The sequence below is a fragment of the Aeromonas popoffii genome, from assembly GCF_037818705.1.
Taxonomy (GTDB): Bacteria; Pseudomonadota; Gammaproteobacteria; order Enterobacterales; family Aeromonadaceae; genus Aeromonas; species Aeromonas popoffii.
In genome coordinates, this window is record NZ_CP149129.1 from 2813812 (window position 1) to 2829135 (window position 15324).

Annotated in this window: 10 protein-coding genes; 3 read left to right on the forward strand and 7 right to left on the reverse strand. The window is 59.5% G+C overall.

Annotated elements, in window-relative coordinates:
- Positions 1-17 precede the first annotated feature (17 nt).
- The 3 genes from WJM78_RS12810 to WJM78_RS12820 form a co-directional block, all read right to left on the reverse strand.
- Complete coding sequence (locus tag WJM78_RS12810) at positions 18-1436, reverse strand: HlyD family type I secretion periplasmic adaptor subunit (protein ID WP_042035567.1); 1419 nt, start codon at positions 1434-1436, stop codon at positions 18-20.
- Positions 1429-3573: a type I secretion system permease/ATPase gene (locus WJM78_RS12815; protein WP_042035565.1), complete on the reverse strand. Its 2145-nt coding sequence runs from the start codon at positions 3571-3573 to the stop codon at positions 1429-1431. Before WJM78_RS12815 ends, WJM78_RS12810 begins: the two co-directional genes overlap by 8 nt.
- Positions 3574-3964: 391 nt before the next feature.
- Positions 3965-4900, reverse strand: a complete 936-nt coding sequence (locus tag WJM78_RS12820; protein ID WP_339009720.1) for a TIGR01212 family radical SAM protein — start codon at positions 4898-4900, stop codon at positions 3965-3967.
- Between the two features lie 600 nt (positions 4901-5500).
- Between WJM78_RS12820 and gltB the strand changes: the two genes are divergently transcribed.
- A complete protein-coding gene (gene gltB, locus WJM78_RS12825; protein WP_339009722.1) occupies positions 5501-9958 on the forward strand; it encodes a glutamate synthase large subunit in 4458 nt (1485 codons plus the stop codon).
- A 12-nt stretch (positions 9959-9970) separates the two neighbouring features.
- A complete protein-coding gene (locus tag WJM78_RS12830; RefSeq protein WP_212513824.1) occupies positions 9971-11386 on the forward strand; it encodes an FAD-dependent oxidoreductase in 1416 nt (471 codons plus the stop codon).
- 389 nt (positions 11387-11775) lie between these two features.
- Here WJM78_RS12830 and WJM78_RS12835 read toward each other — a convergent pair whose 3' ends face one another.
- The 3 genes from WJM78_RS12835 to soxR form a co-directional block, all read right to left on the reverse strand.
- Positions 11776-12186: a nuclear transport factor 2 family protein gene (locus tag WJM78_RS12835; RefSeq protein ID WP_042035559.1), complete on the reverse strand. Its 411-nt coding sequence runs from the start codon at positions 12184-12186 to the stop codon at positions 11776-11778.
- Positions 12187-12197: 11 nt separating this feature from the next.
- On the reverse strand, positions 12198-12776 hold the full coding sequence (locus WJM78_RS12840) for an O-methyltransferase (RefSeq protein ID WP_339009723.1): 579 nt from the start codon (positions 12774-12776) through the stop codon (positions 12198-12200).
- A gap of 79 nt (positions 12777-12855) precedes the next feature.
- Positions 12856-13320, reverse strand: a complete 465-nt coding sequence (gene soxR, locus WJM78_RS12845) for a redox-sensitive transcriptional activator SoxR (RefSeq protein ID WP_042035556.1) — start codon at positions 13318-13320, stop codon at positions 12856-12858.
- Between the two features lie 67 nt (positions 13321-13387).
- Here soxR and WJM78_RS12850 point away from each other — a divergent pair, with 67 nt between their 5' ends.
- The gene (locus WJM78_RS12850) at positions 13388-14359 is read left to right on the forward strand and encodes a questin oxidase family protein (protein WP_339009724.1); all 972 of its coding nucleotides are present in this window, start codon (positions 13388-13390) and stop codon (positions 14357-14359) included.
- A gap of 253 nt (positions 14360-14612) precedes the next feature.
- Here WJM78_RS12850 and WJM78_RS12855 read toward each other — a convergent pair whose 3' ends face one another.
- Complete coding sequence (locus WJM78_RS12855) at positions 14613-15257, reverse strand: DUF2913 family protein (protein WP_287146245.1); 645 nt, start codon at positions 15255-15257, stop codon at positions 14613-14615.
- Between the last annotated feature and the right edge of the window lie 67 nt (positions 15258-15324).

Sequence of the window (15324 nt, forward strand, 5' to 3'; positions counted from 1 at the left end):
GTTTTTAGATTGTTGGCTTATCGTTCTCTCAGTGCAGACTGCCTAGCCCGTAATAGCGGCTTAAGCAAATAGTCTAGGACACTTTTTTTACCAGTAATAATATCTGCACTGGCTAACATACCGGGGATGATGGGAAGTGCATTAAGCTCATCGCCCAAGTAGCTTTTCTCGGTGCGAACTCGCACCAGGTAGAAGGAGTTGCCATCTTCATCCTGGATGGAGTCAGCACTTATCTGTTCAACCTTTCCATGTAATCCTCCATAGATAGTGAAGTCATAGGCAGTGATCTTGACCACGGCGGCCAGCCCTGGTCGCAAGAATGCGATGTCTTTCGGGGACACCTTGGCCTCGACTAGCAAGGTGTCTTCCAACGGCACGATCTCCATCAAATCCATCCCTGGTTGCACCACACCACCCAGGGTATTGATCTTGAGCTTCTTGATAGTGCCTTTGAGCGGCGCAATCACACTGGTCCTATCAACCCGGTCCTGCAGCCCGACCTGCCCCTCGGAGAGCTGGCTCAGTTTCCCCTGCCGCTCGTTGAGTTCAGTTTGTGAGTCGGCCCGAAACTTCAACGCTATGTCGTTACGCTTGGAAATGCTTTCTCTCAGCACTGAGTTGAGTTTGGGAATAATAAGCCGGTTGCTCTCCAGCTCCCCCTGCATCTCGTTGACCTGGCGTTCCAGCTTGATGAGCTCTACCTGGGGGACTATCCCTTCTTTGGCAAGGGGACGACTGATGTTCAACTCCTGCCGGGCCAGATCGACACTGCGTCCGACGGTTCTTATCTTGGCATTGAGCTCGATCAGTTCCTGCTCTTTCTGCTCGATCTGCTGACCGAGTATATAGAGCTGGTTGTTCAGGTTATTGAGTCGCTCATCCTGCACCGATTTTTCACGGGCAGCGTACTCGGCAAACACATTCTCGAATCCATCTGGAAAAGCGATCGGCTGCTTGTCGATGACCACCTGTTCACGCCAGCCCAGATTGGGGTCAGTCTTGACCACGACGCTCAGGATCTCGGCCTTTAGCCGCGCGATATCACCCTTGAGGGTCACCAGCTCTTGCTCACGCTCCCGAAAATCGGAACGGAAACGGGTGTCATCGATTCGCAGCAGCGGCTGCCCCTTCTCAACGATGTCACCCTCCTTGACGAAGATCTCCTTGACGATTCCCCCCTCCAGGTTCTGGATCACCTGCAACTGACGGGATGGGATGACTTTGCCCTGCCCGACCGTCACTTCATCCAGCTCGGCCCAGGCAGCCCAGACGATGGCGCTCATAAAGAACAGGAAGCAGGCCCACAACAATACTCTTGCCCGGGTCGGGGTACTCAGCAGAACGGCAGCAGCGCCATCATCGACAAACTCCAGATGTTCGGGTGCGGGCAGCACTGTATCGGACGGCGACTTTTTGAACAGACCAAATTTAGCCATTGGACGCCTCCTGCACTCGCACCTTGCCTTCCTTCAACTGTTGCAACACTACATCTTTGGGTCCATCTGCCACTATTTGCCCCTGCTCCACGACGATGACCCGCGATGCGACATCAAGCATGGAGGTCTTGTGAGTAATGAGGATCAGGGTGGTTTCCGGTCCCAGTCGTGCCAGCTCATGCTTGACCTGCATCTCTGACTGGTTGTCCATGTTGGAGGTGGGTTCGTCCATCACCAGAATGGGGGGATCATTGAGCAAAGCACGAGCCAGCAGGATCGCCTGACGCTGACCGCCAGAGAGCTGACGTCCCCCTTCTCCTATCTGCCTGTCCAGACCATTCGGGTCACGGTTGGTGAAGTTGGTGACCCCGGCCCGTTTGGCCGCGCGCAGAACCCGCGCATCGTCCACCAGCGGATTACCCAACATGATGTTGTCACGTACCGAGCCAAAAAACAGGGTCACATCCTGGGGGACACAACCGATATTACGCCGGATCACAGACGCGGGCAGTTGATCCAATTCGAACCCGTCGAGACGAACCGAACCATCAGTGGGTCGATAAAGCCCCATAAGAATCTTTTCAAGAGTGGTCTTGCCCGCCCCGATCCGACCTATGATGGCCACCTTCTCACCCGGCTCAATACGCAGATTGATATTGTGCAGCGTGCTTGTCTCCATCCCCGGATACTTGAACGACACATTATCAAATTCGATCCGGCCGGCGATGATAGGGTGATGGATGTACTGCTTACCCTCCTCCTGCTCACCCGGCGTCATCATGATCTTCTCCAGGATCTCCAGCGCGGATTTAGCCTGGTTGTAACGGGTGGAGAGAACCGAGAGTTGCACCATAGGGGCGATAGCGCGGCTGGAGAGCATGACGGCGGCAATCATGCCGCCCATGGTGACCAACCCTTCCGATATCTGATAGACACCGACGATTACCAAGCCCACTGTCACTACCTGCTGGATGTAGCTGGCCAGGGACGACATGGAGTTGGTGATGCGGCGCGTCTGCACGCCCCAGGTCGATATATGGGATACCGCCTGCTCCCAGCGATGCTGGAACATGCTCTCGGCGCCGAAAATCTTGACGGTCTCCAGCCCGGAAATACTCTCGATCAGGTTGGCGTTTTTCTGGGAAGCGAGCCGCGATCCCTCTTCGATGGACTGTTTGAGCGGCGCCTGGATATAGAAGCTGTAGGCCACCAGGATCAACATGGCGACGATGGGCACCACCACCATGACGCCAGCAAACATCCAGATGATAAAGAGGAAGAAGAGCGCAAAGGGCAGATCGATGAGGGTCGAGACGGTGGCGGAGGTGAAAAACTCCCGCACGGATTCAAACTCCTGCAGGTGTTTGGCAAAGGCACCGGTGGAGGCTGGTCTGGACTCCATCCGCATACCCATTACCTTGGCGAAGATCTTGGCCGACAGCAGCACGTCTGATTTCTTGCCCGCGATATCGATAAAATAGCTGCGCAACTGACGCATCACGAAATCGAAGGTAAACACCACCATGGCCCCCGCCGCCAGTACCCAGAGCGACTCGAACGCCAGGTTGGGGACTATCTTGTCATAGACGTTCATCGTGAACAGCGGGCTGGCCACCGCAAACAGGTTGATCAAAACGGAGGCGATCAGCACATCCCGATAAATGCCACGGGATTCAAACAAGGTACTCCAGAACCAGTGTCCATCACGGGTCTCCAGCACCTTGGGGGAACGATCATCAAACTTGAACTGTTTTTTGACGAAGAAGAGCCTGCCCAGATACTCATCACCCAGGTGGGCGATGCTGAGCCACTCGGCCGCATCCCCTGCTTGAGGAAAAATCACCTTGCCCTGAGTTCTTTCTTCGTTCCACTCCAGCAGTATGCAGGCACCGCCGTTGCGCATCTGCAGCACACAGGGCAACAACAGGGAGGAGATATCGGCAAGGGGCTGGATCACTTCCCGTGCAGACAGCCCCCCCCGTTCGGCGGCGCGACTGAACAGGTTCGGGGTCAGCAGGCCGGATACCAACGGCAATCCAGTGGTCAGGGCATCCCTGCTGTTGGGTACGCCATAAAAGCGGGTCAGGAAGACCAGGCTCTCCAACAACTCATCAATACGGTTAGTTTCTGCTTGCATAGCATCCTGTCACTGCATGATTAGGCCGACTGTGGTGGTCACACATCGCTGTCCGGCGAACGCGATCTCGTGGAATAAAGAACCCTGACTCCACGGCAAGAGATCAACAGCCTGATTAACGTTAAAGCACAGGTAAATGACACGGGATGGCATCGTCAGACCTGAGAAGCATTACGCCCAAAGGCGGTACGGCTTGATCGGTTCTTAATAGCGACACAAGATGGCGCCATGTCCGGTCTATCCCGCCGGTCCATTGGAAATAATACAAGATCATTGATAATGATTTCTTTTTCAAGCCTAGTCATATTATCAAGACAACTTTACTGCAACTATACTGTAAAGACTGAATTTCATCTAATAACCCTCTGTTTTTTTGACAAAACTTGATTGATCACGCAATACATCCGGCGAGGGAAAAAGGTCGCCCCAGCCTCTGCCCCTGAGCGCCGGAACGAGCCAGTTCACTAGCAATATTGGCCATGGCTGTCCAGCGATTCTCGCACCAGACAGGCGCCAACAAGGTCGGACGACGAGCCGAGGCCGAGATGCGGTGATAAACCACCTCGGGGGGCGTATGCTGGATCATGGCCACGGCTGCCTCCACATATTGCTCCAGAGTCAGCACTTCCAGTCGACCCGCCAGCCAGGCATTGCCGAGGGTACTGCCCTCAACCACATGGAGCGGATGCAGCTTTATCCCCTCCACGCCCGTCTCCACTATGCGGTGCAATGTATCCAGGCTGTCCATGGGTACTTCACCGGGCAGGCCGACGATCAGGTGGGCACATACCTTGATCCCACGCCGATGAGCTCGCTCGACCGCATCGGCATAGGCCGCGTAGCCATGGCCCCGATTGATGCGATGCAAGGTCTTGTCATTGGCACTCTGCAATCCCAGCTCCAGCCATACCTCGTAGCCACGGGCCTGATAGCTGGCCAGCAAGTCCAGCACAGCATCCGGCACGCAATCGGGCCGGGTGCCGACACACAACCCCACCATGTCGCTGACCGAGAGCGCCTCTTCATACATACGCTGTAGATATTCAACTTCGGCATAGGTGCTGGTATAAGCCTGAAAGTAGGCGAGATAGCGCTTGGCACGGGTCACTTCATCCCGGCGCGCCAGCAGTTGCTGCACCACCGAGAGCTGCTGGGCTGACTCGTCGGCAAAAGAGGAGACATTGCAGAAGGTGCAACCACCGCGGCTCAGGGTGCCATCCCGGTTGGGGCAGGTGAAGGCGCCATGAATGGAAAGTTTGTGGATCTTCTGGCCGTGGCGTTGCTTGAGATCCTGACCGAATGTATTGACGAGTTCGTGTAACTGCATGGCACCTCCGCTAAAGGAGCGTCATTGTACGAGCTTGCACAAACAGGGCGCTGAGCTGGATCAAGGGAGGTGAGGGTCAGAAAACATATAAATATTCACCATTATTTGGATAAATATTTGCAAGTGGGTAGCGATTGACGCTTTCGAAACACGTCAGCTAAAAAGCGCCCCCAGGTCACAACCGAATAGCCGCAAGCTAACCAACTGTTGAACAATGAAATTTTTCTCATAGTCCCGTTGGCGACAAATGCAAGATACAGGGTGCATAATTGTGATCGTCACCGCTCACCGATCGGATAAATTGGTAAAATTACTACAAATCCCCGTCCCCACTGAGTCAACCAACAAACCCCAAGATATCAGTATTAAATCCCGCAAAAACAAAAACAGCCAGAGCAATAGCCAATTCAAGCCCCATATACACCCGCACCCCGACATTTTGTTATGAGTTTGTAATATTGAAAACAGCCGGGATGTCCAATTGACCTTGCCGAAAAATCCCATTAGTTTGGAGATTCGCCACGTCAGGCGGACGGAACCACAAGAGCCAATCGCAATTTATGCAGTTTGCGATGCAAGGCCGAGCAAGGGAGAAATGCAATGTCACTATATGATCCAAAGCTGGAGAGGGATAACTGTGGCTTCGGCCTGTTGGCCCACATGGAAGGTGAAGCCAGCCACAAGCTTATCCGTCTCGCGATGTCAGCATTGGCTCGCATGCAGCACCGCGGTGGCATCTCCGCCGACGGCAAGACCGGCGATGGCTGCGGTCTGTTGCTACAAAAACCGGACAGCTTCTATCGCGCGATCGCCGAAGAGAGAGGATGGCACCTGGGCCGCAACTATGCCGTCGGCATGCTGTTCCTGAATCCGGACCCCCTGTTGGCCCAGCAGACCCGCGACATCATCGACGAGGAGCTGGAAAGAGAGACCTTGAGTCTGGTGGGTTGGCGCAAAGTGCCCATCGATACCAATGTGCTCGGTCCCATCGCCAAAGCCTCCCTGCCCAGCATTGAACAGGTCTTTGTCAACGCACCACCCGGCTGGGTCGACAAGGATCTCGAGCGCCGCCTCTATATAGTGCGTCGCCGCATCGAGAAGCGCATCAGCGACGACTACTTCTACGTGGTCAGCCTCTCCAACCTGGTCACAGTCTACAAAGGACTGTGCATGCCGGTGGACTTGCCGCGCTTCTATCTGGATCTCGCCGACATTCGCATGCAGGCCGCCATCTGCGTGTTCCACCAGCGTTTCTCCACCAACACCAGCCCGCGCTGGCCGTTGGCGCAGCCATTCCGCTACCTGGCCCACAACGGCGAGATCAACACCATCGCTGGCAATCGCCAGTGGGCCAAGGCGCGCAGCTACAAGTTCGCCACCCCGCTCATTCCGGATCTGCAAGAAGCCGCCCCCTTCGTCAACACCACGGGCTCCGACTCGTCCAGCCTCGACAACATGCTGGATCTGTTTCTGGCCGGTGGCATGGACCTGTTCCGCGCCATGCGCCTGCTGATCCCGCCTGCATGGCAAAAACACCCGAACATGGATGACGATCTACGCGCCTTCTATGACTTCAACTCCATGCACATGGAACCCTGGGATGGCCCGGCTGGCATCGTCATGACAGATGGCCGCTATGCCACCTGCGCGCTGGACCGCAACGGCCTGCGTCCGGCACGCTATGTCATCACCAAGGACAAGTTCATCACCCTGGCCTCCGAAGTCGGCACCTGGGATTACACCCCGGACGAGGTGCTGGAGAAGGGCCGGGTCGGCCCGGGCGAGCTGTTCGTGGTGGATACCCGCAACGGCAAGGTGTGGACCAGCTTCGAGATCGATGACGATCTCAAGAGCCGTCACACCTACAAGCATTGGATGGATAAGCATTGCAAACGGCTGGTGCCGTTCGAACAGATGGATGATGCCAGCACAGGTGCCCGCGAGCTCTCGGACGATCAGCTCAAGACCTATCAGAAGCTGTTCGGCTACTCCTACGAAGAGCTGGATCAGATCATCCGCGTACTGGGCGAGAACGGCCAGGAGGCGGTGGGTTCCATGGGGGATGACACCCCGATGGCAGTGCTCTCCTCCAGCCAGCGCACCCTGTATGACTACTTCCGCCAGATGTTCGCCCAGGTGACCAACCCGCCCATCGATCCCCTGCGGGAAAACCACGTCATGTCGCTGGCCACCTGTATCGGTCGCGAACAGAACGTCTTCAACGAGACCTTCGGCCACGCCCACAGGGTGCTGTTCCAGTCACCGATCCTGCTCTATTCCGACTTCCATCAGCTGCTGGCGCTGGAAGGGGAGCACTATCGTCATGCGGTGCTGAGCCTCAACTACCAGCCCGAAGAGGGGCTGCAAGGGGCGCTGGAGCGACTGTGCAACGACGCCGCCGACAAGGCGCGTGGCGGTACTGTTCTGCTGATCCTGTCGGATCGGGACGTCAGTGCCAATACCCTGCCCATTCCTGCCGCCATGGCGGTGGGCGCGGTACAGCGCACCCTGGTAGACCACAACCTGCGCTGCGACGCCAACATTCTGGTGGAAACCGCCAGCTGTCGCGATCCGCACCACTTCTCGGTATTGCTGGGCTTTGGCGCGACCGCCATCTACCCCTACCTCGCCTACGAGACGCTGGCCAAACAGGTCGAGGAAGGCGTACTCAAGATGAGCCTGCGCCAGGCCATGCTCAACTACCGCAACGGCATCAACAAGGGCCTCTACAAGGTGATGTCCAAGATGGGCATCAGCACGATTGCCAGCTACCGCTGCTCCCAGCTGTTTGAAGCCGTTGGCCTCTCCAGCGCAGTGGTCGCCATGTGCTTCCGGGGCGTCTCCAGCCGTATCCAGGGCGCCGATTTTGCCGACATACAGCAGGATCAGCTCAACCTGGCTCGCCTGGCCTGGTTGCAACGCAAGGCCCTCACCCAGGGCGGCCTGCTCAAGTTTGTCCACGGCGGCGAGTACCACACCTACAACCCGGACGTGGTACAAACCCTGCAAACCGCGGTGCGCTCCGGCGACTATGCCGATTACAAGGAGTATGCGCGGCTCGTGAACGAGCGCCCTGTCTCCACCCTGCGCGATCTGCTCGCTCTGAAGACGGTCGACAACCCGGTCGCGCTGGATCAAGTGGAGCCTGCGACCGAACTGTTCCCCCGCTTCGACTCCGCCGCCATGTCCATCGGCGCCCTGGGGCCTGAGGCCCACGAGGCACTGGCGGTCGCCATGAACCGGCTCGGCGGCAAGAGCAACTCGGGCGAGGGTGGCGAAGATCCCAAGCGCTTTGGCACCGAGAAAAACTCCCGCATCAAGCAGGTGGCCTCGGGGCGCTTCGGCGTCACCCCCCACTACCTGATGAACGCGGACGTGGTACAGATCAAGGTGGCCCAGGGCGCCAAACCCGGCGAAGGGGGTCAGCTGCCCGGTGACAAGGTCACGGCCCAGATCGCCAAGCTGCGTTATTCCGTGCCCGGTGTCACCCTGATCTCGCCGCCGCCGCACCATGACATCTACTCCATCGAAGACTTGGCCCAGCTCATCTTCGACATCAAGCAGATCAACCCGGACTGCCTGGTGTCGGTCAAGCTGGTCTCCGAGCCCGGCGTCGGCACCATCGCCTGCGGTGTGGCCAAAGCCTATGCCGACTTCATCACCGTCTCGGGTTATGACGGCGGCACCGGCGCCAGCCCGCTGAGTTCGGTCAAATATGCCGGTTCCCCCTGGGAGCTGGGCCTGGCCGAAACCCAGCAGGCCCTGGTGGCCAACGGCTTGCGCCACAAGGTACGGTTGCAGGTGGATGGCGGTCTCAAAACCGGTCTGGACATCATCAAGGCGGCCATCCTCGGCGCCGAGAGCTTCGGCTTCGGCACAGGCCCCATGGTGGCGCTCGGTTGCAAATACCTGCGCATCTGCCACCTGAACAACTGCGCCACCGGCGTCGCCACCCAGGATGAGAAGCTGCGCCGCGAGCACTTTACCGGCCTGCCGGAGATGGTGATGAACTACTTCCAGTTCATCGCACAAGAGACGCGCGAGCTGATGGCCCAGCTGGGTGTGACCCAGCTGACGGATCTCATCGGTCGCACCGATTTGCTGCAGGCCCTGCCAGGGCTCACCGCCCGTCAGGCCAAGCTGGATCTCTCCGGCATACTGGCGAGCCCGGTGGCACCGGCAGGTTCCAGCCTGTTCAGCCAGCAGCACAACCCCACCTTCGACAAGGGTCCGCTCAACCTCAAGATGGTGGAAGACCTGCTGGCGGCGGTCGAGCACAAGTCTGGCGGCGAATTCCGCTATGACATCCGCAACACGGATCGCTCCGTGGGCGCCCGCCTATCCGGCGAGATCGTGAAACGCCACGGCAACCAGGGCATGGCGGCCGATCCGGTACGGATTCACTTCAACGGCACCGCAGGCCAGAGCTTCGGTGTCTGGAACGCGGGTGGCCTCGAGATGATACTCACAGGTGACGCCAACGACTACGTGGGCAAGGGCATGACAGGCGGCAAGCTGGTAGTCAAACCCCACGTCGGCGTGGCGTTCAAGTCCCACGAGGCGGCCATCATAGGTAACACCTGCCTCTATGGCGCCACCGGCGGCAAGCTCTACGCGGCAGGCACGGCGGGTGAACGCTTCGCGGTGCGTAACTCCGGCGCCCTGGCGGTGGTCGAGGGGATTGGCGACAACGGCTGTGAATATATGACCGGCGGTATCGTCACCATACTCGGCGCCACCGGCGTCAACTTCGCGGCGGGCATGACCGGCGGTTTTGCCTACGTGCTGGACGAGTGCGGCAATTTCGCCAAGCGCACCAACCCCGAACTGGTGGAACTGCTGGACGTGGCAGACCTCGCCATCCACCAGGAGCACCTGCGCGGCATCATCACAGCGCACCTCAATGAGACCGGCAGCTCGCGCGCCGAGGAGATCCTGGCCCATTTCGACGCCTATGTGCCCAAGTTCAGGCTGATCAAACCCAAGTCCAGCGACGTCAAATCCCTGCTTGGCCACACCAGCCGTTCCAGTGCAGAACTCAGAATCCAGGCGCAATAAGGAGGGAACCCTATGAGCCAGAACGTATTCCAGTTTATCGATGTCCAGCGGGTTGACCCGCCCAAGAAGCCGCTCAAGATCCGCAAGATCCAGTTTGTGGAGATCTACGAGCCCTTCAACCAGGCCCAGGTCGGCATGCAGGCGGATCGCTGCCTCGACTGCGGCAACCCCTATTGCGAGTGGAAGTGCCCGGTGCATAACTACATCCCCAACTGGCTGAAACTGGCCAACGAGGGGCGCATCCTGGAGGCGGTGGAGCTTTCTCACCAGACCAACAGCCTGCCGGAAGTGTGCGGCCGGGTCTGCCCGCAAGACAGACTGTGCGAAGGGGCCTGCACCCTCAACGATCGCTTCGGCGCCGTCACCATAGGCAACATCGAGAAATACATCACCGACAAGGCGTTCGAGATGGGCTGGCGCCCGGATCTCTCCAATGTGGTGAAAACCGACAAACGGGTCGCCGTCATAGGTGCTGGCCCGGCCGGGCTCGCCTGCGCCGACGTGCTGGCGCGCAGCGGTGTCAGCGCCGTGGTGTTTGACAAGTACCCCGAGATCGGCGGCCTGCTCACCTTCGGCATCCCCTCCTTCAAGCTGGAAAAAGAGGTGATGCAGCGTCGGCGCGAGATCTTCGAGGGGATGGGGATCGAGTTTCGCCTCGAAACCGAGGTGGGCAAGGATGTCACCTTCGCCGACTTGCTCGGTGAGTTCGACGCCATCTTCCTCGGGGTCGGCACCTACAAATACATGAAGGGCGGTTTCGACAACGAGACGGCCCCAGGGGTGTATGACGCCCTGCCCTACCTCATCTCCAACGCCAACCGGCTGTTGGGCTTTGAGAAGGCGCAGGCCGATTACATCGACTTCGCCGGCAAGCAGGTGGTGGTGCTCGGCGGTGGCGATACCGCCATGGACTGCGTCCGTACCGCCATCCGCCAGGGTGCCGACAAGGTGATCTGCGCCTACCGTCGCGACGCCGAGAACATGCCCGGCTCCAAGCGGGAAGTGAAGAACGCCCAGGAGGAAGGGGTGGAATTCATGTTCAATCTGCAGCCGGTCGGCGTCGAACTCGATGCCCATGGCCGCACCTGCGGCATCAAGGTGGTGAGCACAGCGCTCAGTGCTCCCGATGCCAACGGCCGCCGCAATCCTGTGGTGATCGCGGGTTCCGAGCAGGTGCTGGCGGCCGATGCGGTGGTGATGGCGTTTGGCTTCCAGCCCAACCCGCAGCCCTGGATGGCGGAATACGACATCGAGCTCGACAGCCGGGATAGGATCAAGGCCCGTGAGCAGGCGGACTATGCCTTCCAGACCAGTAACCCCAAGGTGTTCGCCGGTGGCGATGCGGTGCGCGGCTCGGATCTGGTGGTGACCGCCATCTACGAGGGCCGCAAGGCCGCCGAAGGGATCATGGACTACTTGTCCGTTTAATCTGCCGTTTGAGCCGCGTCCAATACCCTCCCCAAGCAAACAGCCCCGCAGATGCGGGGCTGTTTTTTAGGGCGCGTATTTTTTTCATGATCCACTTCGTTATGTTGATAAACACCCAGCATGCTTGCCAAATAAAACACATTGGCGCCATGCAATTGTTTTTCCCAAACCTGAATCCGTAGCGTGCTGATTATTATCATTCACTGCAAAATCAAAGACTAATCCGGCTGACTATCGGCATGGACAACACATAACGCGGACCATTCCATTGCCAAACAATGAAATGTGGGGATATGCAGCGAAATAATGGATAACGGGAATAAATGGAAGGTAACAACACAACATACTCATTCCCCCCAGGGTGGCATGGCTCACCCTGGGGGTCGGGATCAGGCGAGTTGCGACTCCCGGGGGATCGGGGTCACCCAGGGACGACGCCAGTGGGGAGCCTCGTGGAGATCAGGCCAGAATTCGGTCTGGTGCAGGATGGCGTCCCCGCACACAGAGTGAAAGGTGATGGCACGAGCCTGTACCAGGCCATCGGTGATCAACACCTCGGTCACCACCTCCCGCCCCTGCTCCAGCAGGCGGACCACCTCAAAATCCCAGGGACCCGCCGCCGGATAGCGGCGGTTGATCTCGATGAAGTTGCAGCGCCCCGCGATCCGCTCGCCCGACTGCGGCCAGTCACAGACATAATCCTCGCACAGCCACCTGGCCGCCTTGGCAAAATCGTTGCTCTGCATGGCCTGCCAATAGGCCTCTACCACAGCTTTTGGTTCCATGGTCTTGAATTCCATGCTCACTCTCCCTACAAACGCACCACCAGCCACTCCCCCTTGCCTACCGGCACCAAGGTGCTCTGGAAGGCCGGATCGCGCTGCACCTCACTCATCCACTCGCCCATCCCGTCCCGATGGGAGATGGCGTTGTCCACCACCAGCAGGCCACGAGGGGCCAGCAGGCGCCGGATCTGCGGCCACCAGGCCCGATAGTGCTGACGATCTGAATCCAGGAAGACAAGCTGATAACCTTCCGTCGGCAGCTCGGCCAGCAGGGCCCCCGCCTCGCCCGCCAGCTGGGTGATCCAGGGGCTCAGGCCGGCACGCTGGAAGTTGGTGCAGGCCAGCGCACGCTTGCCCTCATCCAGCTCGATGGTCGTGACCCGGCCATCGAGCCTCCGTACCGCCTCGGCCAGCCAGAGGGTGGAGTAACCATTGGAGGTGCCTATCTCCAGCACGGCGTCGGCCCCTCTGGTCTGTACCAGCACCGCCAGCAATTCGCCGGTATCGCGGGTGATATTGAGCATCTTGCTGCCACGGGTCTGCTGCTGGCTGTCGTTGTATGCGCCAAACTGCTCCAGCTCCCGTTTAAGCTGTTCCAGTGCCATGTATCCTCCTTCACGGTTAAACGAGTCGGCCCTGTGCATGGCATGGTTGGGTCGACACTCATGTTCATCATGTTTCTGATCACGCGTCGGACGGCGGCGTCTCCCCCAGCAGATAGCGGGGACCGGCACCCTGTCTTGCTGCCTGATCATCCGGGTTATAAAGGGCGCAGTGCTCGAGCGACAGGCAACCGCAGCCGATGCAGGAGGTGAGCTTGCCCTTGAGCTGCTGCAGGGCCTCGATACGCTGATCGAGCAGCCCTTGCCACTGGCTGGCGATTTGCTCCCAGTCGCGGCGATCCGGTGTGCGACCATCGGGTAAACCGGCGAGGGCATCAGCAATGTCGCCAAGGCTCAACCCCATCCCCTGCGCCACCCGAATAAAGGCGATCCGGCGCAACGCATCCTGCGGATAGAGACGTTGACCCCCATCGCTGCGCACGCTGCGAAGCAGCCCCTTCTGCTCGTAAAAACGCAAGGCACTGGCGTTGACGCCGGAGCGCCTGGCTATCTGGCCTATGGCTAACCACTTGCGATCCGCATCCATCCTTGACCTCAAGTTAGCTTTAACTTGCACAATCCTCTCTCCCTCAACGAAAGGAGTCAAATGGATTATGCACTATCTTCATCGCCTGCTCGACGCCAACCGTGCTTTTGCCCTCAATGGCCGGGGTACCACCAACCACAGCCCGATGGCGCTGCATGCCCTGCACGAGATGGGAGCCAGCACCCGCCAGCTGCAACACTTCTTCGATCATTGGCAGGCAACCCATGCGCTGCCGAGCGGGGAAATAGGTCAGGGGGAGGATGAAATCAGCTTCGTCAGGCTGCGTCAGCAACTGGCAACGCGGCTTGCCACCCAAGGCTGGCAGCCCACCTTTGAAACCCTGCTGGCACGCCGGCTTTCCCCTGCGGGAGGGGCCTTTCATCCCCTTATCCGCTTCGCCTGCGCCCTTGAAAATGGCCATGTGGGTGAGCAGGCCTCGGCGCTAGCCGCCTGGCAGTGCAGCTCCCTGATACTGCCCGCCGGAGAGGCCGCGCCCAGCCGGGATGTCGCCAGCCTGCTGGCCGGGGTATCTGAACAGTGGGAGGGCGCGAGCTGGCAGGGAGAGTGGATCACAGAACGATTGCAGCAGGTGGCAGAGGCGCCACGCTGGCCGGGCACACTGCCACGCTCACTCGTCGAGTCGTCGGCGGTATTGGCCCAGCTGGCCGAGATCGCCCTGAAGCTCTATTGGCAGACCGGCAATTTCACCGTGCTGCACATGGTGACCGGCAGCCGGGCAGCCATCTTGGTCGGGCAGCAGTTGCCCGGCGAGTGGCAAGCGCCGTGGCAAACCCTGATGTGGCAGGCGGTGGCGGCCGCTTATCTCACGGTCGGGGCGCCCACGTTACGATCTCAACGCTGGCCAGACACCACTGGGCTGGATTGGGAGAGGGTGTTGCCGCGGGCACTGGCTAGCCTGGACGATCATGTGATCAAGCTGGTGCACTGCTGCTGGCGGGAACGGGAAACCTCGCCTCGTTATCTGGCGGTGGCGGCCCGCGCTGTGGGGCTGCTGGATGCGAGCAGCGGCAAGGCGTGACAAGCCCGCCCAGGGCGCAGCTGCTGGCCGGGCAACGCGGCGCAACCCTCAGGGTCAAGGACTGGGTGTGATACCGAGGTGATAAAGGCCAGGGCGCGACAGATCGCAGACCTGAGTCAGACCCACATCCGCCTGACTCTGCTGGCCCGGCCCCAGCATGGACAGTAGCCACTTGAGCCGGCGGATGGGCTAGTCACCCGTGTTGGTCAGCATCTGGCCGGGGGTTGGGAACAACCGGGGAAGGAGCTCGCCGTCAGGCTTTCGCCTCGGCCAGCAGCGCCAGCGCGGGCTGCAGGTTGGCCGGCACCAGACAATACGCCTTGTGGTGCTTGACCAGCGTGGTCTTCTTGTTGCCTTGGCTCAGCAGCAGGCCGTGGCGAAAGGCTGCCTCGGCCAGCTGGGTTTCATCACAGCGCGCATAGAGGGTCAGCGGCTTGATCAACTCCCCCTGGACCAGGTGCTCGCCATATTCGCGGCTGGAGATCACCAGGCTGGATTGGCCCTGCCCCTGCAGGCGCAGCTTGGCGCTCACCTCGCTGTCGGTAAACACTAACCAACCCGCGCTTTCCAGCTCGGCCAGCATGGTGGCCAGCTTGGTGCCGAGCTGTTGGGAGTCCGCCTGCGCACGGGCGTACTGGAAGGCGATACGCTCCAGCAAGCCCTTGAGATCGGCGCCAGCCCCCAGGGTGCGGCCCTGCTGGATCCAGCCTTTCAGATCCTCCATCACCAACCGGGAGAAGCGCTTCTCCTTGAGGGAGTCCGCCATCCAGGTGCAGAGAAAATGGCTCTCCTGAGCCGGGGTGCGCTTGCCCGCCTTCTGCTCGGCGGTACGCGCCAGCTCGGCAAGGCTCTGGGTGGCCATGTCGAGCAAGGCCTGATTGTAGTTGGGAGGTGTCATCACGAGTCCTCAGAGAGACGGGCGGGCCAGAGGCCGGGTCATCAACAGCATAAAGGCGCCAGTGGCG